Annotated in this window: 25 protein-coding genes; 16 read left to right on the top strand and 9 right to left on the bottom strand. The window is 46.6% G+C overall.

Features of this window, described 5'->3' with window-relative positions; all coding sequences use genetic code 11:
- Nucleotides 1-351: 351 nt before the first annotated feature.
- Nucleotides 352-2,928: a DNA gyrase subunit A gene (gene gyrA / locus OU814_RS23895; RefSeq protein WP_017288824.1), complete on the bottom strand. Its 2,577-nt coding sequence runs from the start codon at nt 2,926-2,928 to the stop codon at nt 352-354.
- Nucleotides 2,929-3,086: 158 nt separating this feature from the next.
- Here gyrA and OU814_RS23890 point away from each other — a divergent pair, with 158 nt between their 5' ends.
- The gene (locus OU814_RS23890; RefSeq protein ID WP_017288825.1) at nt 3,087-3,485 is read left to right on the top strand and encodes a response regulator; all 399 of its coding nucleotides are present in this window, start codon (nt 3,087-3,089) and stop codon (nt 3,483-3,485) included.
- A gap of 149 nt (nt 3,486-3,634) precedes the next feature.
- On the opposite strand, the gene OU814_RS23885 is transcribed toward OU814_RS23890, so the two are convergent.
- The 3 genes from OU814_RS23885 to sipA form a co-directional block, all read right to left on the bottom strand.
- Entirely contained in the window at nt 3,635-4,939 is a 1,305-nt protein-coding gene (locus OU814_RS23885; RefSeq protein WP_268242306.1) for a DUF58 domain-containing protein, read from the bottom strand.
- Nucleotides 4,940-4,942: 3 nt separating this feature from the next.
- A complete protein-coding gene (locus tag OU814_RS23880; RefSeq protein ID WP_268242305.1) occupies nt 4,943-5,893 on the bottom strand; it encodes an AAA family ATPase in 951 nt (316 codons plus the stop codon).
- Nucleotides 5,894-5,972: 79 nt separating this feature from the next.
- The gene (gene sipA / locus OU814_RS23875; RefSeq protein WP_017288830.1) at nt 5,973-6,191 is read right to left on the bottom strand and encodes a regulatory protein SipA; all 219 of its coding nucleotides are present in this window, start codon (nt 6,189-6,191) and stop codon (nt 5,973-5,975) included.
- Nucleotides 6,192-6,364: 173 nt separating this feature from the next.
- Between sipA and trxB the strand changes: the two genes are divergently transcribed.
- Nucleotides 6,365-7,732 carry a thioredoxin-disulfide reductase gene (trxB, locus tag OU814_RS23870; RefSeq protein ID WP_268242304.1) on the top strand — a complete coding sequence of 456 codons (1,368 nt, stop codon included), beginning with the start codon at nt 6,365-6,367 and terminating at the stop codon, nt 7,730-7,732.
- Between the two features lie 202 nt (nt 7,733-7,934).
- Here trxB and scpB read toward each other — a convergent pair whose 3' ends face one another.
- Nucleotides 7,935-8,519: an SMC-Scp complex subunit ScpB gene (gene scpB, locus OU814_RS23865; RefSeq protein ID WP_268242303.1), complete on the bottom strand. Its 585-nt coding sequence runs from the start codon at nt 8,517-8,519 to the stop codon at nt 7,935-7,937.
- Between the two features lie 21 nt (nt 8,520-8,540).
- Here scpB and OU814_RS23860 point away from each other — a divergent pair, with 21 nt between their 5' ends.
- The 11 genes from OU814_RS23860 (at nt 8,541) to OU814_RS23810 (ending at nt 16,294) form a co-directional block, all read left to right on the top strand.
- Nucleotides 8,541-8,813 carry a DUF3285 domain-containing protein gene (locus OU814_RS23860; RefSeq protein ID WP_017288834.1) on the top strand — a complete coding sequence of 91 codons (273 nt, stop codon included), beginning with the start codon at nt 8,541-8,543 and terminating at the stop codon, nt 8,811-8,813.
- Nucleotides 8,813-9,307, top strand: coding sequence for an rRNA maturation RNase YbeY (ybeY, locus tag OU814_RS23855; RefSeq protein ID WP_017288835.1), 495 nt, complete (start codon nt 8,813-8,815; stop codon nt 9,305-9,307). Before OU814_RS23860 ends, ybeY begins: the two co-directional genes overlap by 1 nt.
- A gap of 188 nt (nt 9,308-9,495) precedes the next feature.
- Entirely contained in the window at nt 9,496-9,942 is a 447-nt protein-coding gene (locus tag OU814_RS23850; RefSeq protein ID WP_017288836.1) for a diacylglycerol kinase, read from the top strand.
- A gap of 54 nt (nt 9,943-9,996) precedes the next feature.
- Nucleotides 9,997-10,593: an anthranilate synthase component II gene (locus tag OU814_RS23845; protein WP_268242302.1), complete on the top strand. Its 597-nt coding sequence runs from the start codon at nt 9,997-9,999 to the stop codon at nt 10,591-10,593.
- Between the two features lie 23 nt (nt 10,594-10,616).
- A complete protein-coding gene (locus tag OU814_RS23840) occupies nt 10,617-11,363 on the top strand; it encodes an MBL fold metallo-hydrolase (RefSeq protein ID WP_268242301.1) in 747 nt (248 codons plus the stop codon).
- 175 nt (nt 11,364-11,538) lie between these two features.
- On the top strand, nt 11,539-11,796 hold the full coding sequence (locus OU814_RS23835; protein WP_268242300.1) for a TIGR03643 family protein: 258 nt from the start codon (nt 11,539-11,541) through the stop codon (nt 11,794-11,796).
- 79 nt (nt 11,797-11,875) lie between these two features.
- On the top strand, nt 11,876-13,186 hold the full coding sequence (locus tag OU814_RS23830; RefSeq protein ID WP_017288840.1) for an aminopeptidase P N-terminal domain-containing protein: 1,311 nt from the start codon (nt 11,876-11,878) through the stop codon (nt 13,184-13,186).
- A 95-nt stretch (nt 13,187-13,281) separates the two neighbouring features.
- The gene (locus OU814_RS23825; RefSeq protein WP_268242299.1) at nt 13,282-13,587 is read left to right on the top strand and encodes a hypothetical protein; all 306 of its coding nucleotides are present in this window, start codon (nt 13,282-13,284) and stop codon (nt 13,585-13,587) included.
- Between the two features lie 57 nt (nt 13,588-13,644).
- A complete protein-coding gene (locus OU814_RS23820; RefSeq protein ID WP_017288842.1) occupies nt 13,645-14,199 on the top strand; it encodes a thylakoid membrane photosystem I accumulation factor in 555 nt (184 codons plus the stop codon).
- A 78-nt stretch (nt 14,200-14,277) separates the two neighbouring features.
- On the top strand, nt 14,278-14,889 hold the full coding sequence (locus tag OU814_RS23815) for a hypothetical protein (protein WP_268242298.1): 612 nt from the start codon (nt 14,278-14,280) through the stop codon (nt 14,887-14,889).
- A 202-nt stretch (nt 14,890-15,091) separates the two neighbouring features.
- Nucleotides 15,092-16,294 carry a hybrid sensor histidine kinase/response regulator gene (locus tag OU814_RS23810; RefSeq protein WP_268242297.1) on the top strand — a complete coding sequence of 401 codons (1,203 nt, stop codon included), beginning with the start codon at nt 15,092-15,094 and terminating at the stop codon, nt 16,292-16,294.
- A gap of 4 nt (nt 16,295-16,298) precedes the next feature.
- On the opposite strand, the gene OU814_RS23805 is transcribed toward OU814_RS23810, so the two are convergent.
- Nucleotides 16,299-18,173, bottom strand: a complete 1,875-nt coding sequence (locus tag OU814_RS23805) for a serine/threonine-protein kinase (protein ID WP_268242296.1) — start codon at nt 18,171-18,173, stop codon at nt 16,299-16,301.
- Nucleotides 18,174-18,572: 399 nt separating this feature from the next.
- Between OU814_RS23805 and OU814_RS23800 the strand changes: the two genes are divergently transcribed.
- Genes OU814_RS23800 through OU814_RS23790 form a run of 3 tightly spaced genes read left to right on the top strand, consistent with a single transcriptional unit; the run spans nt 18,573 to nt 19,691 of the window.
- A complete protein-coding gene (locus tag OU814_RS23800; RefSeq protein WP_017288846.1) occupies nt 18,573-18,782 on the top strand; it encodes a DUF2997 domain-containing protein in 210 nt (69 codons plus the stop codon).
- Between the two features lie 42 nt (nt 18,783-18,824).
- On the top strand, nt 18,825-19,211 hold the full coding sequence (locus OU814_RS23795) for a DUF1257 domain-containing protein (RefSeq protein WP_190652032.1): 387 nt from the start codon (nt 18,825-18,827) through the stop codon (nt 19,209-19,211).
- On the top strand, nt 19,212-19,691 hold the full coding sequence (locus OU814_RS23790; protein ID WP_190652033.1) for a ferredoxin: 480 nt from the start codon (nt 19,212-19,214) through the stop codon (nt 19,689-19,691).
- 45 nt (nt 19,692-19,736) lie between these two features.
- Here OU814_RS23790 and OU814_RS23785 read toward each other — a convergent pair whose 3' ends face one another.
- The 3 genes from OU814_RS23785 to OU814_RS23775 form a co-directional block, all read right to left on the bottom strand.
- Nucleotides 19,737-20,315 (bottom strand): hypothetical protein, encoded by a 579-nt coding sequence (locus OU814_RS23785; protein ID WP_026148724.1) that lies wholly within the window; start codon nt 20,313-20,315, stop codon nt 19,737-19,739.
- A 109-nt stretch (nt 20,316-20,424) separates the two neighbouring features.
- Nucleotides 20,425-21,648, bottom strand: coding sequence for a type II secretion system F family protein (locus OU814_RS23780; RefSeq protein ID WP_017288850.1), 1,224 nt, complete (start codon nt 21,646-21,648; stop codon nt 20,425-20,427).
- Nucleotides 21,649-21,760: 112 nt separating this feature from the next.
- Nucleotides 21,761-22,870, bottom strand: a complete 1,110-nt coding sequence (locus OU814_RS23775) for a type IV pilus twitching motility protein PilT (RefSeq protein WP_017288851.1) — start codon at nt 22,868-22,870, stop codon at nt 21,761-21,763.
- Nucleotides 22,871-22,892 lie beyond the last annotated feature (22 nt).

Below are 22,892 nucleotides of genomic sequence, written 5' to 3'. Positions count from 1 at the left end.
AGGATTGATTCGTCTCTATTTGATATTACGAGATAGCTGTCTTAAAAAAAACTTGAAGAGTATAGAAAACCCCATACCTTACCATAGGTTTCATTCGCTTCAAGTCCTTAATAATTGAGTGGATTCGACCCTAACAACTCGAAATTTTCTATATAAAGTCCGACTGAAACCGAAAAGACAAACTCGGCTCTGCTGACCATTGTTCTCTTGCAGGACGAGTCTGGTTTGTGTCATCTCGATCAACAAATTGAGCCTTCTGGCACGAGTTCAGCAAGACTTGCCGAACTCGTGCCAGGACAAGTTGGAATAACAATATCGGGAGATTCGGAGCAGCGTTCAATCGATCGACGATTATTCGTTCTCTTCTTCGCTACCAAACAACACAGGTAGACTCACATGGGTAATCCGTTCTGTTTTCGCCAATTTGACAACTCGATCGCCGCGTTCATCTTTTGCTCTCAGTTCTAAACGATCGACATCGATCCGCGCTAAGTGATTTTCATTTGTCAATAAGAACACTAATGCTTGAGGCAGTACCGCCACGATTCCAGCGACTAAATCAGTCTTATTGTTGAAATGGAACGATTGAGTTCCAAGTTCTCCAGTACTGGCGCGACGCATCGCTGAGACTTCCATATGTTTTGCATAGCCCTGCTCGGAAATCATCAGGAAGGTATCATCTTCGTTCGCGATCGCCCATCCAACAATTCGTTCTTTCTTGCCCACGCGCATTCCCGTTTGACCTTGAGAAGTCCGGCTTGCGACTGGAACCTGCAAATCATTCACTTCAAAGCGTAAGACTCGCCCACTTGAAGTTGCTAACATCACCTGCTCACCCACTTGAACTGGGTTAGCAGCTAAGAGTTGATCCCCTTCTTTGAGTTTCAGTGCAGTTAAGCCTCGCCCGGTAATATCCGCAAATTCAGATAGCGGTAGACGTTTAATCTTGCCTTGCTCGGTTAGAAGTAGAACAAATTGATCGTCTAGAACTTCTGGCAGCATAAAGGTTGCCGCGATCGCATCGGGTTCTGCTTGCGCCGCAGGAGGTAACAAAGTCACAAGTGGCGAACCTTTCGCTTTATTGTTATTCGCTTGCGGAATGTCTCGGACTTTCAACGTAAAGGCTTTTCCATTGCGAGTAAAGACAACCAGCGTTTTACCTGTGGTTGTAAAGTCAGTTTGAGTTGCAAAATCATCCCCGTCTTCTAAGTCTTTAGTGACGGTATCATCATTGCGAGTTTTGCTTAAGCGATCGTAGGTTTTCGGGGTCATGCGCCGCACATAGCCCCGCTGAGTTACTTCTACAACGGTATCTTGCTCTTCTTCCTCAAACTCAAAGGCTAAATTGACCGATTTTGCAGCAGTCGTCGCTTCATCTTTATCTTTGACTTCCATCGCTGCAACTTCAGTGGAAGAAAGGATTTTAGTGCGACGATCGTCTCCGTATTTCTTCTTCAACGCCCGCAGATCTTTCTTCAATGCTTTGAGCAATTCTTTACGATCGCTAAGCAGCTTGTGCAACTCATCCATTTTTGCCAGCAGCTCATCATACTCGGTCTGTAAACTTTGCCGCTCCATTCCCGTGAGCCGACGTAGTGGCATCGACAGAATGGCATCTGCTTGTCGATCGCTCAAGTCTAAGCGCTCTTGCAGTTGAATCTTCGCAGTTCCTCCATCGGGTGCGTTTCTCAAAATATCAATCACGTCATCCAAATTCGCTAGCGCTTTTAAGCGACCTTCGACCACATGAAGCTGGCTATCGGCTTGATCGTATTCATGACGATATTGCCGCGTTAAAGTAGTTTCGCGGAAGTCTAAGAACGCTTGCAGCATTTGTCGGAGGGACATTTGCTTCGGTTGTCCGTTCTCAAGCGCGAGTAAAATTACTCCGAAATTGTTCTGTAAGGGGGTTTGACGATACAGGAAATTGAGAATTTTTTGAGGATTCGCATCGCGACGTAGTTCAATCACGACGCGAATACCTTCGCGATCGCTTTCATCGCGCAGATCGCCAATCCCTTCGATTTTGCCAGTGTTGACTAATTCGGCAATTTTCTCAATCAAGCCAGCTTTGTTGACCTGATACGGTAATTCGGTAATGACGATCGCACTTCTACGATGCTTCCCTCGTCCGGTTTGAATTTCTTCTAAGTTTGCAATTCCCCGAATCGGAACACTGCCCCGTCCGGTTAAGTAAGCTTCTCGAATTCCATTCGTATCAATGATTTCCCCACCTGTCGGAAAATCGGGTCCTGGAATCAACTTGAGCAGTTCTTCATCTGAAAGCGTGGGTCGATCGATTAAGGCAATCAATCCTTCGACCACTTCACCCATATTATGCGGCGGAATATTCGTTGCCATTCCAACTGCAATTCCTGAACTCCCATTCAGCAGCAGGATCGGGAGTTGGGCAGGTAAAACGGTTGGCTCTTGCTGTGAATTATCAAAGTTCCCAATAAAATCGACGGTTGATTCGCCAATTTCTGTGAGTAAGGCTTCGTTCCCGATCGCGGATAGCCGCGTTTCGGTATATCGCATTGCCGCAGGCGGATCGTTATCAACGGAGCCGAAGTTTCCGTGCCCCCCAAGTAGCGGATAGCGGCTGGAAAAATCTTGAACTAATCGAACTAACGCATCATAAACAGCTTGGTCGCCATGCGGGTGATATTTACCGAGTACGTCCCCGACGACACGGGCGCATTTCCGATAAGGACGATCGGGAGTTAATCCCAATTCATGCATTGCGTATAAAATACGACGATGGACAGGTTTTAAGCCATCGCGCACATCGGGTAGTGCTCGCCCAACGATGACGCTCATGGCATATTCCAAATAAGACTGCTGCATTTCTGTATGTAACGCAGTCGGAATGACTTGTCCACTTGGAAGAATGTTTAACTGTTCTGATTGAGTTCGCGTCCGCGCCATGAGCCTACTTGTCCTGCTGAATTTTACAAACTATATGCGGAAATGATCGGTTCGGTGATTTAATTTGATCGCTGTCCTGAAAATACTAATACAGTTGCGTTATCTTACAATCGTTTTATTGTGCCGTATCCAGCATCTTGTCGTAAGAGGAATTTGATATGCAAACCGTCCTAATTGTGGAGGATGATCTGACAAATGCTAGAGTCTTTTCCAAAATTCTGACAAAACGCGGAGGTCTAGCGGTCAAACATACTGAAAATGTAGATGAAGTGATTGAGATTGCCCAGTCCGGCGAGGCAGACATTATCCTCATGGATGTCTCTCTCTCTCGTAGTATGTACCAAGGCAAAGCAATGAATGGAATTCAGCTAACTCAGTTGCTCAAGGCAGATGAGAAGACTGCAAGCTTGCCGATTATCTTGGTAACCGCTCACGCCATGGAAGGCGATCGCGAAAATTTCCTCAAACAAAGTGGTGCAGATGGCTATATCTCGAAGCCAGTCGTCGATCATCAAGCCTTTGTTGATCAGATTATGGAACTGCTGCCGGGGGCGTAGCGGCATAACATTTGCCTCAAAGGTTTGCATACATTAGTACTATTTTAGCGCGATTTTGGCAAGACATTGCTGAAAAATCGTGCTTAGGGCTAGAAGATTCACAGTGTCAGCGATCGCATCTTGATCAGGTCTTGATCAAGGGATTGCCGTTAAAGTTGGTTCTTGAGTTTGAGTTGCAGATAGCGATCGACCAATTCATTCGTGATTTGATTCGCAGGTGCATCTAAAACTAAAACGCCTCGCTGTTTCAACGTACTAAACGCCATCTGTCTTTGAGCTATCAAATCCAATGCCACTGCCCTTTCATAGGTTGAAGGTAGATCTTCAGTAACAGTATGAGCTTGTTGATCGACCTGTGGATCGCGCAACGTGACACAGAAGGGTAAGTATCTCGGTGTTAATCTTCCCAATGCTGCAAGCAATTCTGAAGACGCAGTACTGTCAACAATATCGGTAATGACGACGACTAAAGCACGTCGGGTTTGTTGATTGACGAGCGTTGTCACTGCACCGAGATAATCTGGTTCTAGCATCTCGGGCTGAATCGGAGTCAACCGCTCAATCAGATGATTGAGATGAGCTTGCCCGCGTTCCGGTGGAATCCAAGTTTGAACTTGGCGATCGAATACTCCGACTCCGACTCGATCTCCCCGATGCAATCCTGCCAGAGCCAAAGCTAAAGTTGCATTCAGTCCCCAGTCAAATCGCGTCAATCCCTTTACTTGCGAAGTCATTAACCGACCGCGATCGAGCAAAATAATCAACGTTTGCTCTTGTTCTGGTTCCAACACTCGAACTAAAGGTTGTCCGCGTCTCGCTGTTGCTTTCCAATCAATGAAGCGTGGATCATCTCCAATCCCATATTCTCGAAGCTCTGAAAATTCGGTTCCAATTCCCATTCTTCGAGCGCGACGCATTGAGCCAGACGATTCTAGCGTTAGGCGAATTGAGAGCGATCGCAATCCCATCAAATCTGGATAGACAGCGACTTTCTGTTCTTGTGGAATCTGCCAATTGTGCCAAGCTAAACGCCAAGGGCTTAACTGCCGAACTTGAATGTCTTTCCAAATGTACTCGCCTCTCTCACTGGGATGAACCGTGTAAGAAAGCTGTTGCGAAGTATTGGGAGATAACTTTGCCGCTAAAGGCATCGAAGAGATACCAAATGCGATCGGATATTTGTCATAAATCCGCACATCTGCCGTTGTCTTGCCTGCTTCAACCGAGAGACTGACTAAGTTGTCTCGCCCGATCGATAAGCGCGATGCGACCTGCCGTTCGATCTTGACTCGATGCGGCTTGACGCGCCAGCCATCCCAAATCGTTAAAGCCAAAACAATCAAGTCAAACAGCAACATTCCCAAAATCGCCAAAGCGGGATTAAAGAAGAATGTAATGACCGCGATCGCACCACCCAGCAATAACAATCCGTAAGTTCGACGTGAAGGCAGCATAAGTTAACGAGGCACAGCAACTTGATTGAGGACAGCATTGATCACCGCTTCGACTCCAATCCCGTCTAACTGGGCTTCAGGACGCAGAATCAGACGATGACGCAATAGAGGAAATGCAACAGCTTTAATGTCATCCGGTGTGACATAGCTGCGCCCAGACAGCCAAGCTTGAGCCTTACTGACATTGAGCCATGCGACTGCCGATCGCGGCGATGCTCCTAAAACTAAGTCTGGATGTTGCCGAGTCTTTTGAACCACTGCGAGTAAATAATCCAGAACACTCTCTTCGACTTTGAGCGATCGAATTTCCCGTCTCGCCTGCAAAATTTGCTCGACAGATGCAATGGGCTGAATATTATCTAAATCCAATCGCTTACCCTGAAAACCTGCTTGATGATTGAGCAGCATTTTCTTCTCGGCAATTGGATCTGGATAGACCGCCATTAACTTGAATAAAAAGCGATCGAGTTGTGCCTCTGGCAGCGGATACGTGCCTTCAAATTCCAGCGAGTTCTGAGTCGCAATCACCCAGAAGAAATCAGGCAACGGTAAACTCTCACCGTCTAAGGTGACTTGCTGTTCTTCCATTGCTTCGAGCAATGCTGATTGAGTCTTCGGCGGAGTTCGATTGATTTCATCCGCGAGAAGAATTTCAGTAAAAATGGGTCCTTTTTTCAGCAAAAAGCTGCGAGTATTGAGGTCAAAAATATTCGTACCGAGAATGTCAGAAGGCAGAATATCAGGCGTAAGTTGCACACGTCGAAACTGCGATCGCACTAGCCTCGCCATCACTTTGACAGTTAATGTTTTTCCAGTTCCAGGCACGCCTTCTAAGATCACATGACCGCCTGAAAGCAACGCAACCAAAAGCTGCTGGATGAGGGCACTTTGACCAACCACAATCTGATCAAGGCTCTGTCTCAGTTTAGAAAATGTTGTTTGCAGGTCGGACATAGGCGGATGGGGTAACTATGAGCACAACCATCTTAGTGCGGAAGTTTGGGTTTGGATAATTTAATGAGGAGTGGGGAGGTTATTCTGCGTTTGCTTCTAGGTATTGGCTGTCTAGCAGAAATGCTCCTTTCTCGAATCTCACACCCCAGTAGCCACCGGGTCGGCGATCGAGCACGGTTCCTTCATCCCCGACCTGCAAAATATCCGCCGGACGCAGCATCGGCATTGGATCAGCCGACTTCAAATAAGGCGGCAAAGAAATCAAACGAACCTTTGCACCGATCGTAAATTCTTTCATGACACCGAATCTCTGATATCTGCCAATCGAGCATAGCCTTTAAAGCGATCGACATCCTACTTCCCATTCCCTCACTCCCTACTCCCCACCCCTTTTTCCAACAAAATTATTCGATTTCTTCCAAACTTTAGGGTATACTACTCATAGTCGTTATGAGTTTGTGTAAAAGTCTTATGGCAAACCCCACTGTCGAAAATTTAGTCATTATTGGCTCAGGTCCTGCTGGCTATACGGCAGCGATTTATGCAGGACGCGCCAACCTCAAACCCTTAGTTTTTGAAGGCTTTCAGGCGGGCGGGCTTCCAGGAGGTCAGCTAATGACGACAACTGAAGTTGAAAACTTCCCTGGTTTTCCGCAAGGCATCACTGGCCCGCAACTCATGACCCAGATGAAAGCGCAGGCTGAGCGTTGGGGTGCAGAACTGGTTACAGAAGATGTCTTATCTGTTGATTTCTCAACTCGCCCATTCAAGATTCGCGCCGAAACACGAGAGGTTGCAGCGCACAGTGTCGTAATTGCGACAGGAGCAACCGCAAAACGCTTAGGCTTACCGAGCGAGCATGAATTCTGGAGCCGTGGAATTTCGGCTTGTGCAATCTGTGATGGTGCAACCCCGATCTTTAGAGGTGTCCCTCTCGTGGTGATTGGTGGCGGCGATACTGCTGCCGAGGAAGCAATTTATCTGACAAAGTATGGCGATCATGTGAATCTCTTGGTGCGAAGCGATGTGATGCGCGCTTCAAAAGCGATGCAAGATCGAGTCCTGAGCAATCCTCGCATTACGGTTCACTGGAATTCAGAAGCGATCGATGTTGTCGGCGATGAGAAGCACATGACAGGTGTAAAAATTCGCAATCGTCAAACAGGCGAAGAAAGCATCATCGAAGCGAAAGGCTTGTTCTATGCGATCGGACACACTCCCAATACAGCTTTGTTTAAGGGTCAAATCGAACTCGATGAAGTAGGCTACATCAAAACGCATGGTTCTGTCGAAACCAATTTGGAAGGAGTCTACGCAGCAGGCGACGTGCAAGATCACGAGTTTCGGCAAGCGATTACCGCTGCAGGAACGGGCTGTATGGCAGCGATGTTGGCAGAGCGCTGGTTATCCGCCAATGGCTTAGTGCAAGAATTTGAGCGCATTGAAGCGGATGTTCCCAACGAAGAAAATACGGCGCATCCAGCTTCTGAACAAGTGATCGAATTCAGTTTGGAACATACTCGCCATGTCGGTGGCTTAGCGTTGCGGAAGTTGTATCACGAAAGCGATCGCTTAATCTTGGTCAAGTATGCTTCTCCAAGTTGTGGTCCTTGTCACACGCTCAAGCCAATTTTGAATAAAGTTGTCGATGAGTTCGATGGCAAAATCCACTATGTCGAAATTGACATTGAGGAAGATCCCGAAATTGCAGAAGCAGCAGGCGTGATGGGAACTCCGACCATTCATCTTTTCAAAAATAAAGACAAGGTGGCAGAAGTCAAAGGTGTCAAGCAAAAGAGCCAATATCGTGAATTGATTACCACTCATATCACCGAGTAAGGGCTTCGCATAATCAATGCTGACATCCAAAAACTCCGAGTTTTTCAACAAACTCGGAGTTTTTGAATTTGGCGAAGTCGAAACTCGCTTTATGAGAATGTTTGAAACGTACAAAAGATTCCTCGCTTCGTTCTATGGCGGGGGAACGCGATAAACAATACATTTCAAACATTCTCTTAGAGATGCTTCGATCGTACAGATCTTAAACGTCAGAACTAACCTCCACCCGATCAGGCTCTGTCACAACAGATTCCTCTGAAACCTCCTCCACAGTCTCTGCCGCAACAGATTCCTCGGGTTTCGGCTTCTTCTGAATCAACTGCCCAATATCTTGATTAATCTGAAAATACTGATGGAACTTATCTGTCACCTGTACTAACGACGATCGACCATCTGAATTTTTCCGTTTCCGCACAAATCCCAATTCCACCAGTTCAGGAATATGTTGATAGACTCCCGATCCCCGAATTTCAACTAATTCTGTCTGGCTGATCGGGCCTTTCAGGGCAATCACCGCCAAAGTCCTCAGCGCCCCAACTCCCAAATCTGCTGGAATCAGCGCATTAATCAAATTCTGATACGTTTCGCGAAGTTGCAAACTATATCCTGAATCTGTTTCAGCGATTTCCAGTGCCCCGTCGCGGTGAGCATAATCCGACATCAACTCCATCAATCCCTCTTCGGTGGTTTGCCGATCGAATCCTGCTAATTCAGCGAGTTGCGCGATCGTCATCGGTTGCGCTTTGAGATAAAGAATTGCTTCAAGCGTAGTGGTCAGACGAGTCATGAGAATCGCATCAGAAAAAGAATGACTAATAGAGTAGCAAACTTCAGCAAAGGCGCTGAACTTGTTACATTAGAAATTGCCTTTCATCATGTATCAGTTCTCATGACGGATCTTCCCGAAACCCCAACTTCTGAAACCCCAATTTCTGAAACCCCAAAAGAGCCGCAGCCTAGCTACGTCAAACTGGCAATGCGGAATATGGTTCGCAAACGCGGGACATCGATTTTTCACTTTGCCCTCACCACGATTGGCTTATTGGGCACGCTTGTCGTTCTTTCGTATTTGACCCGCTAATGCAAGTCGAATTAAGCGTTCAGGATTGCTGTCCTCAAAACTCGTCCATTCAGCCCGAAACCTGGGAAATTTGGTTTCGGCAGTGGCTTGATCTCCTAAAACCTGAACTCGATGGAGCGCCGCTTCATCCCCAGGAAAATTATGAACTGAGCTTACGATTAACCGACGATCGCGAAATTCAGTCTCTCAACCAAAACTATCGCCACAAAGATCAGCCAACTGACGTACTCGCCTTCGCATCCCTAGAGGTAGACTGTCCACAGATTGATGAATTAGAGACAGAACCGCTTTATTTAGGGGATATTGTCATTTCGGTTGAAACTGCCGAACGACAAGCCGCTCCCCACAATTTAGAAACGGAACTGGCTTGGCTTGCTGCGCATGGACTGCTTCACCTTCTTGGGTGGGATCATCCCGACGATGCAAGTTTGCTACGAATGTTAGATCAGCAGCAGATTTTACTGAATGCAGTGGGATTGGACGCAAAACGGTAGAAAATGTTGAGAAATGCAACCCAGGACTATTCTCTCTGAGCAATTGTATTTTTCAGATTTATTTTCTCAGGTCGAGCTTTACCTTTCCTAACAATGTTGTAATACTGTGTTTACTGTGATCTGATGCGATAGCCGCGCCATGAGGGTATTGCTAAAGTATCTTCACTGGTTTCTCACCTGGTCTGCGTATGTCTCAAGAAGTCCCCACTCAGTCCCCAAAACGTCCCAAAGTCGTCCCTCTGGTCAAACCTGAACGGGATCTGGCTTGGCAAGTTGCACCTACTCTCTTCACGAGCTTTCGCTATGCCTGGATGGGGGTCAGCTATGCATTTCTGACTCAGCGAAATTTCAGAATTCATGTCTGTTTGGGATCAATCGCGATCGGATTAGGGTTGCTTCTCCATGCCAGCGTCGTTGAACTGGCTGTGATTGGTTTAACAATCGGCTTAGTTCTCGCGATGGAATTATTGAATACTGCGATAGAATCTGTGGTCGATTTAACCGTTAAACAGACCTATCACGAACTCGCAAAAATCGCCAAAGACTGTGCAGCAGCAGCGGTTTTAGTGTCAGCGATCGCAGCAGTTTTAGTCGCAGGCTGCATTTTATTGCCAAAACTTTGGTTAGTCTTGTAGGTAATTTTCTAGAATTTCTGAGAAACTGAAAAGACTGATTCAAGGCAGTCTTTCATGATTCTGGTCATTGATAATTACGACAGTTTTACGTATAACCTCGTCCAATACTTGGGAGAATTGGGCGAAGAATTCGCGATCGCATCTGACATCCAGGTCTATCGCAACGATCAAATTACACTGGATCAAGTACGCGCATTACATCCGGATGCGATCGTCATTTCACCCGGACCCGGACGACCTGAAGATGCCGGAATCTCGATGGAACTCATTCGGCAATTGGGAGCCAACACTCCGATTCTAGGTGTTTGTCTGGGACATCAAAGTATCGGGCAAGTTTTTGGCGGCGAGATTGTATCCGCGCCTGTATTAATGCATGGCAAGACTTCGGAAGTGAAGCATACAGATACCGGAGTGTTTGAAGGACTCGACAATCCGATGACCGCAACTCGGTATCATAGTCTGGTGATTGATCGATCGAGTTGTCCAGCAGTGCTAGAGATTACGGCTTGGGTCGAGGATCAAACGATTATGGGCGTTCGCCATCGCGAGTATCCGCACATTCAAGGGGTGCAGTTTCATCCAGAAAGCGTGTTGACCAGTTCTGGCAAGCAACTGTTACGGAACTTTTTGCGATCGATTCAAGGTCAATAATTCAAAACTTGGTGTGAGGGAGTATGAAACGCAGGCAGTTTATTCAGTACGCAGGTGCGGGCTTGGTTGCGGGCGCAGTTCCAATTGCAGCGCAAGCACAGTCAGGCGGATTAACCGTGCAGTATTTAGGTCATATGTGTTTCCTGTTTACCGGGGGTGGAAGGCGCATCTTAGTGAATCCTTTCCGAAGTGCAGGCTGTACTGCTGGCTATCGCGCACCGAAGGTTGCAGCTGATTTGGTGATGATTAGTAGCCAAATTCTCGATGAGGGTGCGATCGATGTTGTGCCTGGGAATCCAAAGCTATTAGTGGAATCAGGTGCCTATGACATTAACGGATTCAAAGCGCAGGGAATTGCAATGGATCACGATCGCGTCGGTGGAAAACGATTCGGTCGCAATATCGCTTGGCGTTGGTCGCAGGGTGGTCTGAATGTGGTGCATTTAGGTGGGGCTGCGGCTCCGATCACGTTAGAGCAAAAGATTTTGATTGGCAGTCCAGATGTCGTGTTTCTGCCTGTTGGGGGCGGAGCGAAAGCGTATGACCCACAAGAGGCAAAACAGGCATTGCAGGTACTGAATGCCAAGATCATCGTGCCCATGTACTACCGGACGGCAGCAGCAAAAGAACAGTGTGATATTGGCGGATTGGATGCGTTTCTGAGCGTAATGAGTGGAACGCCTGTGAGAAAGGGCGGAAGCTCAATTTCCTTAAGTAAGGCAAACTTACCGAAGGATGGGTCGGTGATTCAGGTTATGACTTACGCCTAACGAATTGAGGGAATGTCTGGCTGAGATTTCTGCTTTAGTACGATCGAGCCATTCACTCAACTCAATGGCTCGATGACTTGAGGCAATTCTGATCACTGATCTTGAATTTGTTTTTACACTGGATCTGTGACAGTAAACCCTCGTGCTGTAATCAGCACTTGTAACGAGTGAAGCCGTGAAACGACCAGACTTAGACTCCGAAACAATCGATAGAATTCTTGAAATGGCATGGGAAGATCGCACTCCCTTTGAAGCGATCGCACTGCAATTTGGTTTGGATGAGCCACAGACGATTGCACTAATGCGACGAGAAATGAAGCGATCGAGCTTTGAGATGTGGCGGAAACGAGTGACAGGACGCAAAACCAAGCATTTGAAACAGCGAGATTTTGTAGAAGGACGGTTTCGCTCTCAGAATCAGAAAGGCTCCTAGAAGACGTACCAGATTAGAGAGCCGTCCTAAAATAAAAGCTGTGTGGCAACACTCGTTTATCCTTCATCCTTCTAGATTCATGCTCCATTCCGAATTTCAGCAAAGACGCGATCGCTACTTGGCAAAAATTGGTAACGGCACAGCAATTTTTCGCAGTGCGCCGATGGCAGTGATGCACAACGATGTGGAATACAATTTCCGCCAAGATAGCGACTTTTACTATCTGACGGGATTCAACGAAGCTGATGCAGTCGCAGTCTTTGCACCCTGGCATGAAGAACACAAATTTATTCTATTTGTGCAGCCAAAGGATCGAGATAAGGAAACCTGGACAGGTTATCGCATCGGAGTCGAGGCAGCGAAAGAACTCTATGGAGCGGATGAAGCTTATCCGATTACTGAACTCAATGAGAAATTAGGGCAGTATGTCACGAAAGCTGAAAAACTTTACTATCACTTTGGACGAGATCGCACGTTTAACGATCTCGTTCTCAGACTTTGGCAGCGCTGTGTCGCTTTATATGAACGCAATGGAGTAGGGCCTACGTCGATCGAAGATCCAAGTTTTACCCTGCACCCTATGCGACAAGTGAAAAGCGAATACGAGCTTTCCGAGATGCGGCGGGCGGTTGAAATTGCGGCGGAAGCGCATAATCTGGCTCTGAAAATTCGCAAGCCTGGAATGTATGAGTATGAGATTCAAGCCGAAATGGAGCATTTATTTCGGCTCAGAGGTGGGCAAGGCATTGCTTATCCTTCGATCGTCGCATCCGGCAAAAATTCTTGCATTCTGCACTACACCGAAAACGATCGCCAAATGCAAGACGGCGAGCTTTTACTCATTGACGCAGGCTGTTCTTACAACTATTACAACTCAGACATTACCCGCACCTATCCGGTCGGCAATCAGTTTACTGAGGAGCAGCGGATTTTGTATGAATTGGTGTTGAAGGCGCAACTTGCTGCGATCGAACAAGTCAAACCTGGCAAGCCGTGGAATGAATTTCATGATGCATCGGTTCGAGTCATCACGGAAGGATTGCTGGAATTAGGCTTACTACAAGGTGATATCGAAGAAATCATCAAAGAGGAAAAATACAAAGCCTTTTTCATGCATGGAACAGGACACTGGCTCGGCTTAGATGTACATGACGCAGGCGCGCGAAAAGTCGGAGAAACCTGGTTGAATTTTCAACCGGGACAAGTCGTGACAGTTGAGCCGGGAATTTATATTCGCGAGGACTTCCAACCGCTCGAAGGACAGCCGGAAATTAGCGATCGCTGGCGAGGAATTGGCATTCGGATTGAAGATGATGTTTTAGTGACAGAAACGTCCAATGAAATCCTGACCGCAGCAGTTCCGAAATCACTTGAAGCAATGGAGCGATAAGAAATTCGCACTGTGCAGCGCATCGACGCACACAGTGCGACAAAGATTAAAATCAGGTGTACTATAACAAGCTGTAGCGTGAACCAGAGAAACTCATGGGATCAACGGCACAATTTGGACTGATCTGCTTTGTCATTTTTTTCATCTTCTCCCAAGCGTTTGAATGGGCAAGCGAGATCAAATTACCTCTGCCAATTTTTATCTTAGGCGGCGCATTTCTCGCGATCGCATCTAACTTTGATCGCCGCGCCGGCTTTCCCTTTAATCTGCTCAACACTGTTCCGCCTCCTGAAGAACCCCTCATCCCTAGCGCACCTCCGACGATCGCGCAATCCTCCACACCGCAATTTCCTCAGGAAGTTTCTTTCACCATTCGCAAGCCGGAAAAACTCGATCAGTGAGATGCGCCCGTCTTCCGTCACAATGAGATATGAGTGACGTTTTTTCTCCTGACCCTTATGTTGAACCGTTTAGTCTCTGTTTTTATCGCCGTTTTCATCGTCTGTTTTACGATCGCTCAACCAGCTTGGGCAAGTCTGACCGACGATCGATATGATGGCGAGATCTTCGCACTCTATGCTGGAAATGGCTCACTCGTTCCCCCTAAAGTCACTTTAGCCGACTCTTTCAACCAAAAGAAACCTGCACTGCTTGTGTTCTACACAGACGACAGCAGCGACTGCAAACAATACACCAACATCGTTTCTCAAACTCAAGCCTTCTATGGGCGCGTCATCGACATTCTCCCAATTCGAGTCGATTCGCTCCCCATCAAAGCCAAATTTGATCCCAAAGAACCAGGCTACTACTACAAAGGCTTCGTTCCCCAAACTGTCTTATTTGACCAAAACGGAAAAGTGCGCCTCAACGAAATTGGCTCGATTCCTTACGAAAAAATCGATGACGAATTTCGCAAAGTCTTTGATTTGCTACCTCGATCAGAATCGGTCATTCTCAAACGTCGCCCAGTCAACGAAATCAATTCCGAACTCGTTCCTCAATCAAAATCTTAAGAATCAGATCAGAAAAGCCCACGGCTCTAGATTTACTCGGTACTATGACGGATAGGACACCTAGCCCCTTTGCCTGAGATGCCCCAAATCTATAGCACTGAGGAACTGATCCAAATCCTGTCACGAGAGCGGCACGCCTGCATGAATGGGCAACGCCTCAATCTTGCGGCAATGCCCTCTGGCATTAATCCCCTGCTTGATCGCTTCGTCAACTCGGACGGAATTCAGCGATTTACTGCCTACCGAGACTTCCGCACAGCAATTCACCAGTATCAGCTCGAGCATCAAGTCTCAGGCATCGTCTGGTCATCGATGACGATCAAGGGGAAAACCTGTACTTGCCCCAAAATTCATGAACACCTTATCAGTCTGCCTTCTGATCTTGCAATTCTCAGAGCCGAGAAAATTAAGATTGTGCAATTCTGGCAAAATCTCACGACTGAATTAGATCTCTATCTCAGTATGAACAGCGGTAAACTGTATCAGCTGATTGCTCAAGAAGATATCGATCGCATTTTGCACCGCTCAGAATGGGCTGTCCTTAGCCAGCAAGGAAAAGACGAAACTCTAGAACTGATCTTGCAACTCGGCTGGGGCAAACCCGAAGAAGCTGTCTACCGTCGTGGGTTTCCCGAATCTGGCAGTGAGTACATTCATGCTGTGCAACCTGGCTATGTTCCAATCGGATAGCATGCTATTTTCGATGCAAAAGATTTCTGTTGAAATTAGACTAGAATAATAAACACTTCAGAGCATGATTTTCCAACGTTTTATGTAGGGTATAGTCTATCTTTTAACCCTGCATAAATGAGTTCTGTTTTTCAATAATAAGTAGCATTTTATACATCTAGGTGCATCAATTGAGTTCCTAATTTAGTGAAAGAATGTGCTTGTGAAATCATCACTTTCAACCCAGGCAGGTGAGCAAAAAATGGTGGGTGAAAAGATCGCCATTATTGAAGATGAAGGCATCGTTGCGCTAAATCTTTGCTCACGCCTAGAAGCTGCAGATTATGCGGTTACAGGTATCGCGAACTCTGCAAAATCTGCTTTGGCTCTTGTTGCAAATACAGCACCTGATCTCGTTTTGATGGATATTGGACTGAAAGGTCAGCAAACGGGGATTGAAGTTGCCCAAACCATCCACGATCGCTGGAAAATCCCGGTCGTATTTCTCACCGGGTATACCGATGCAAGTACTTTGAATTCAGCCCAACAAGCTGAGCCTTTTGGCTTTTTATTAAAGCCGATCGAGCCGAGTGAACTGTATAGCGCGATCGCAATTGCCCTGCAACGTCACCAAGACCAACAACAACTCGAGCGCCTCGTCCAGGAACGCACTTGTGAATTAGCCTTAGTCAACGCGCGGCTTCAGATTGAAATCGAAGAGCGTGAACGATCGGCTACGGAAGTTACACAAGCTTTAGACGAACTGAATGAGCTAAAATCTCGGTTTATCACAACGACTTCGCACGAATTTCGGACTCCATTGGCGATCGTCCTGACCTCTGCCGAACTTTTAGAACGACTAGGAACAGACTGTTCCGAAGAACGTCGCTCTCGCTATTTCCAAAAAATCCGCGAAGCCGTTCGATCAATGACAACGATTCTCACCAATGCGCTTACGTTCCGAAAAACAGAGGCTGAAGGCATCGAATTGCAGCTGCATACATTTGACCTACATCGATTTTGCAGCAGCTTACTGTCAGATATTCAAGGCGAAATCGAATTGAACTATGTTGGCAATTGCACTCAGGTCATGCTTGATCCAGAATTGCTGACCTTAATTTTGCATCATCTTTTGAGCAATGCCCTCAAATTTTCTCCTGCACACCAACCGATCAACTTAAACGTGCAATGCTCTGGCGATCACGTTGTGTTGACAGTCAGCGATCAAGGTGCGGGCATTCCAGAACAAGATTTACCCTTAATTTTCGAGCCATTTCACCGTGCGAAAAACGTAGATACAATCGCAGGTGGCGGCTTAGGATTATCGATCGTCAAACAATGTGTCGAATTACAGGGCGGTACGATCGACATCAAAAGTAAAGTGGGACAGGGCACAACCGTGCAGGTTCAACTTCCACTCACCTAGCCGTTTAGTAAATCTCAAATCCAAGGGCAAATTCTTCTGGCTTGTCCGAAATAATTTCGATCGTATATTCGCCATCCATGGGCAAACGTCCCTGCCAATTCTGCGACTCAGTCGAACTGCCGCCAATGCGCTGCCCATTTGGTGCAAGAACTGTTAGGAGCGATTTCCCTTTCAGAACGCGTACTGCCATCACTTGGCGACCAGATGCTTTTAACAAATATTTGCGACTTTGATTAGGCTGAAGCTTTCCAGTGACTACTGTCTGCGTCTTGTTGCGTGGGAATCGAACATGCTGAATATTTGAATCGATAAATTGCGAAATGGGCGTGATTGCCACATCTAGCGAATATGAGCCTACTCCTGTTACCTGAATCGTATACCGATCGTTCTTTGGCAACTGACCTGTCCAATTCCGAGTCTGATGAGACGAACTATCAATTGCCTGCCCATTCGATTGCAGCAAATTCATCAACACCCCTGTTCCTTCAACCGTCACAGTCATAATCTGCCCCTGTGCAGCTTCAACAGTATAGGGTTGAGAGGTTTGCTCCAGTAAGTTTCCTTGCAGCACAGCCGAAATTTCTCCCGCTGGGATGACAATCCGCTGCGGCTCTCCATTACTCACAGTTCCGGAATTCCGAAAAGGAGCAGCTGTCCTGATCTGTTGGGTACTTGGTAAGGGATCTGTGATCCGAAACAGATGCAATCCAATTCCTGTAGAAACCAGTAGGCTGGTTGCGATCGCGACCGGAACTGCGAATCTGCTCATCGTTGAAGCTTTTCTAGATACTGAAGAACTTCTAGAAAGTCCTGACCTGGGTCTACCCGAAGCTTCATTCTCGGTGTTGCTGCTCATCGATAATCGCGTCCTAATTGTCGTCGTAACCTGCTTCAAGCAGATATCTCTTGCTGCGGGTGCAATCTCTCGTTCAATCAATTGAAGGGGCTGTGTCTGAAGGGACTGTGACATCGGATTCAGCAAAGTGCTTTTCACCGATCCTTCTATCAAGGGCTGTAGGTCTGCCCAAGCTTCACGTGCAGATTGATAGCGATCGCTCGGATGCAGCGACAGCATTTTCTGAAATATCAATGCCAACTCATCACTGATCTGGCTATAAGGCTGCCATTGCCATGCCAACGTTTGGCTATCCAAAAGATTTTGAGGCTCTCGACCTGTCAGGAGTACTAGACAAGTTGCTCCTAACGCATAGAGGTCACTATGTGGAGAAACATTCCCCGTTTGTAGCTGCTCGGGAGGAGCATAACCCACCTTTCCTACCCGAGTAATCGTCGAAATAATCGGCCAATGACTTGCTGCTTCCTTCACTGCGCCAAAATCAATTAATATCGGCAAGCTTTGGTTCGTCGTTGGTGTCACGACAGCCGGAATCACCCTTTCACGAACTTCAGCGGCTCTCAAGATGATGTTTTCCGGAGAAATATCGCGATGAATAATATCTCGATCGTGCAAATAAGCTAGAACAGGCAATAAATGATTCAGCAAATGTAAAATTTCGGCTTGAGAAAATGCTTCTCCGTTCTGCCGTCGAGCCTGCAATAAATCCCGATACGTTTGCCCTTGCACAAAATCTTGAACGAGAAACAGCCGCTGTTCACTCTCAAATGCTGCCCAAAACCGAGGAATTTGCGGGTGCTGAATTTGATAAAGCGTACTTGCCTCACGCTGGAACAGTGCTTTCGCTTTCTCCACTAAGCTGTCATCTTGATATGGAACAGTAAATTCCTTAATAACGCACAGCTCATCAAACCGTTCTTGGTCAACGGCTAAATAGGTTCGTCCAAATCCGCCTTGACCTAAGATTTGCTTGATCAAATACCGTTGCCGGAGCAGCGTTCCTGATGCGATCGAAGATACCATAGTGGGATGCACAACTTTGAAAACAGCGCAAGGGATGACTTGCTGTAATAATTGTTACTCAGACTTCGGTATTATTCCTATGGGGTGAAACCCCTCACCGCGACGGCAAAATTTCAATCAGTTGCCTTCTATCGGGATCACTCCGTTGATAGAGGAAGGCACGAGTTGACCAAATGCATACTTATGTAAAGCATTTCACTAGTGTTTTGGCTTGACTCTCTTAGGAAGTTAAGCGAAACTGACAGATAATCAGAAACCACTCTTATTAGCTGCTAAGTTCTGTAACGTTTTAAAGTGAAATTGCTGGAACTTTGAATAGAAGTAACTTTCGACTTTGTTTGACAAGCCTTCCATTCCCAGACATTTTGCTAAGTACCTTCTAGACATTGGGCAAAGCGCATGGAGACGTTAGAGTTCATCATCTATCCAGACGGTCGGGTGCAAGAGAAAGTAACCGGAATTATTGGGACTTCTTGCGAAGAAGTCACTGCCGCGATCGAAGCTCAGTTGGGTCGAGTTATCGCCCAAGAACGCACCTCTGAATACTTTGCCCAAACGGTTCAGCAATCCGAAACGGTAAAGACCCAAGCAACGTACAGCGATTGGTAAGTTCGTATAGACCCCTTACAATTCGATTCGTAACCATTTGCCATGTCACATTTTAGTCAAATCAAAACTCAAATCCGCAATCTCACTTCCTTACAATCTGCGCTCTCGGATTTAGGAATGGACTGGAAAACCGGTCCTCGAGACGTTCGGGGATATCGCGGTCAGACTCAATCTGCAGAAGTTGTGATCGAACAAAACAACGGTTACGATGTCGGTTTTGCCTGGAACGGTCACGAATATGAGCTGGTTGCCGACCTTCAGTTCTGGAATTTGGATAACTCCGTCGATCGTTTCTTGAGTAAGGTAACGCAGCGCTACGCTTATCACACAATTGTGAATGAAGGCGCTGACAAAGGCTTCCAGGTTGCCGAGCAGCAAAAGAACGAAGATGGTTCGATTCGTCTAGTTTTACAACGCTGGAGTGCGTAAATGGCTGACTCCTTCCAACTACCCGAAGGTGATAATTCTCCCTCTGGGGTTGACCCCGAACGGTCTGGACTGGAACCCGAATTGGGTGGGTTTCTTCGTGAGACAGAAGGGCGATCGGGTTTTGAGCCTGAGTTGGGGGGAGTTTTCCGACAAAAGGGTGTGTACGTCGATGAAATTACTTGCATCGGCTGTAAGCATTGTGCTCACGTTGCCCGAAATACTTTCTACATTGAGCCGGACTACGGCCGATCGCGTGTGATTCGCCAAGACGGGGACGCTGAAGAACTCATTCAAGAAGCGATCGAGACCTGCCCTGTCGATTGTATTCACTGGGTCAATTACGCTGAGTTAAAACGACTGGAAGAGGAGCGTAAGTATCAAGTCATTCCAGTTGCAGGTTTCCCAGTTGACCATGCCATGATTGCGGTAAGTCGCCGACACCAGAAATCAAGACTCAAACGTAGGACTCAAGATAGCTGAATTGAAAAAATCTCTTGATCATTAAGTTGAAGGGTTTTTTAATCGTCATTCTTCAGGAGCCAGAGAGTCGGATGCTTCCTCTAACTCAGAGCGATCATTGCTTGCGCCTTGCAGGGTAAAGGGCAGATGCGCGCCTTTCAAGCCGCGTATAATCCGTTCAGGTGTCTCTTCAAAGACGACAAATAGAGGGTATATTTTGTCAGCCCCATCATTCAGGATGTGCTGGTGACGAGGTGGCATCACCCACTCATAATCTTTCTCTAAAATAATCTGTGTCCGTCGCCAACGACTTAACAGATCAGAAAAATCTTCATCGGGTTGATGAATAAAGATAAAGATTTCTTTTCCGGTTTTGATTTTCCACTCTGGATCACACATCAAGATTGCTAATTCACACGGCAAAAGATGAGATTCAAGCGTTGTGATGTTGGTTCCATTGGCTGCCATTGTTGTATGGCGAATTCGCACGATCGGCAATGGAATCGTAAGCACACTCTCCTCTGCCCGTCGCATACTTGGAATCATTTCTAGATAGGCGCGGTGGCATTTTAGAAGCTCGATCGCTTCTGTGGAATGACTATATGTGGCGAGTAATTCTTCGTATTGAACTTTTTGAGCGGACATTGCGACGGCTTTGGGATCAACAATAGATGAACAACAAAGGTCAGATGCGGTGAACTTGTGCCCCGTACATCTGACCCGAATTTGTAAAATAACGGAATGTGATTGCGCACTAACCGAGCTTTTCAAAGATGGCAAACATCGGTAAATACATTGCAACGAGAATACTGCCGACCATGCCGCCCAAAAACAGAATCATAATCGGTTCCATAATACTTGTTAGGGCTTTCACAGCTTGCTCAACTTCATCCTCGTAAAAATCTGCAACTTTCATCAGCATTTTGTCGATCTCGCCGGTTTCCTCACCAATGCTGATCATTTGAATTGCCATTGCTGGAAAAACTTGCTCTTTTTGTAACGCAATACTGATCATGCCGCCTGTCTGAATTTCTTTGCGGGCTTCATCAATCGCGTTTGCGACAATCTGATTTCCCGAAGTGTCCCGGACAATTTCCAAACAGGTCAAAATTGGAACGCCCGATCGAGTCAATGCTCCAAAAGTGCGACAGAACCTCGCAGTTGCCGTTTTCTGAATGAGATCACCAAATAATGGCATCTTTAAGAAGAAGCGATCCATTGTTTCGCGGCCAACGCGAGTTTTGTAATACTGCTTGTACGCGAAAACCATTGATGGAACAATAATAAAAAGGCTAAACGCTGATGGACTGGTTAGAAAAGCACTGATATCCAGCATGAGTTGAGTAAATGCTGGCAGATCGCCCCCCATTTGTTTAAAGATATTTGCAAAGATTGGGATTAAGAAGATCGTCATTCCCAAGAAAATTAGTGTTGCAAGCACCCCAACTACAACTGGGTAGCTCATCGCTGATTTAATTTGGTTCTGCAAGCGGGCAACATCCTCAAGCAGTTTTGCCAAGCGATTGAGCACTTCATCGAGTACTCCACCCGTTTCCCCAGCTTGCACCATACTGACATATAAGCCATCAAAGCATTGAGGATGTTTTCTCATCGCCTCAGACAGGTTGACCCCTTGCTGAACATCTGAGCTAATTTCCATCAGTGCTTTCTTCAATTTGGGATTGGTGCACTGATCCGCCAATACACCTAATCCTCGAACTAGGGCAACCCCTGCGTTTACAAGTGCTGCAAACTGACGCGAAAATACTGCTCTGTCTTTGACCGTGACAGAAACCATTGAAGTTTGAAAATTGGCAAAGCTCTTATTGATATCAAAGGCTTCGTTTTCTTTCAGTTCTTGCACAAACAGTCCTTGTTCACGCAAGGCAGACCGCGCATCACTTAGAGAATCCGCGATAATTTTTTCCTTTTTGGCGTTTCCTTTAGCGTCTCGGACGCGGGCAACATAGGTTGGCATAGATTTTCGGTAAGAGGTAGAAAAAATGGAAGATGCGGATTCCGCAAAGTGATCGATCTAAAAAATCACCTTCTCGCCAAGACATTTGAGTAGAAGGTGAGAGTCATTCGAGTTAGCGCTTCACTGCTGTGCCTGCTGCACCATTGGGAACTCCACCAATTAAGCGCTGAAGTTCATCAGGACGAGAAGTTTTAGAGGCGGCGGCTTCAAAGGTAATCAGTCCCGCTTTGTATTGATCAGCTAGTACTTTTTCAAGGGTCTGCATTCCCAGTTTTCCGCCTGTCTGAATTGCTGAGTAAATTTGGGCGGTTTTCCCTTCACGAATCAGGTTGGCGATCGCAGGGGTGACAATCATAATTTCCTGAGCCATGACTCGCCCATATTCACCCGGTTTGGGATTCTTCTTCGGCACCAGCGTTTGGCTGAAGACTGCAACGAGTGAGTTGGAAAGCTGCACCCGCACTTGCGTTTGACGCTCGGATGGAAAGACATCAATCATCCGATCAACGGTTTGTGCCGCAGAACTCGTATGGAGCGTGCCGAAAACTAAGTGACCTGTTTCTGCCGCAGAAATTGCCAGTGAGATAGTTTCCAAGTCCCGCATTTCCCCAACCAGAATAATATCTGGATCTTCCCGGAGAGCTGCTTTTAGAGCATTTGCAAAGCTCTTTGTATCTTCATGAAGCTGGCGTTGGTGAACCAAACTTTTGATAGGTTCGTATACAAATTCGATCGGATCTTCGATCGTCAAAATATGTTCTGCACGAGTGCGGTTGATCAAATCAATCATTGCAGCTAAAGTCGTTGTCTTACCTGAACCGGTAGGACCTGTAACTAGGATTAAGCCTCTTGGCTTTTCGGACATTTCTCGAACGACATCGGGAAGATTCAGTTTTTCAAAATTTGGAATTTTGGAACTGAGTGCCCGTAGACATGCAGCGTAAGTTCCGCGATCTTTGTAGACATTGACCCGAAAACGAGCTAATCCGCGCACACCATAAGAGCAGTCAAGCTCCCAGTTTTGCTCTAGTGTTTTGCGCTGAGTGTTATTCAGCATACTGAAAATCAAACGCTGACATTCTTCTGCACTGAGAACATGATCGCTGACGGGTTGAAGATGTCCGCTGATGCGAAAATAAGGCGGCAGTCCTGCGGTCAGGTGCATGTCAGAACCGCCCATTTCGATGAGTTGTTCCATCAAGTCTTCGATCATCATTTCCATGTGAGTTGCTCCTTAAGAGATA

The sequence above is a fragment of the Leptolyngbya sp. GGD genome (assembly GCF_026735145.1).
GTDB lineage: Bacteria > Cyanobacteriota > Cyanobacteriia > Leptolyngbyales > Leptolyngbyaceae > Leptolyngbya > Leptolyngbya boryana.
Note: the sequence above shows the minus strand (reverse complement) of the source record. Positions and strands in the feature narration are given on the sequence as shown.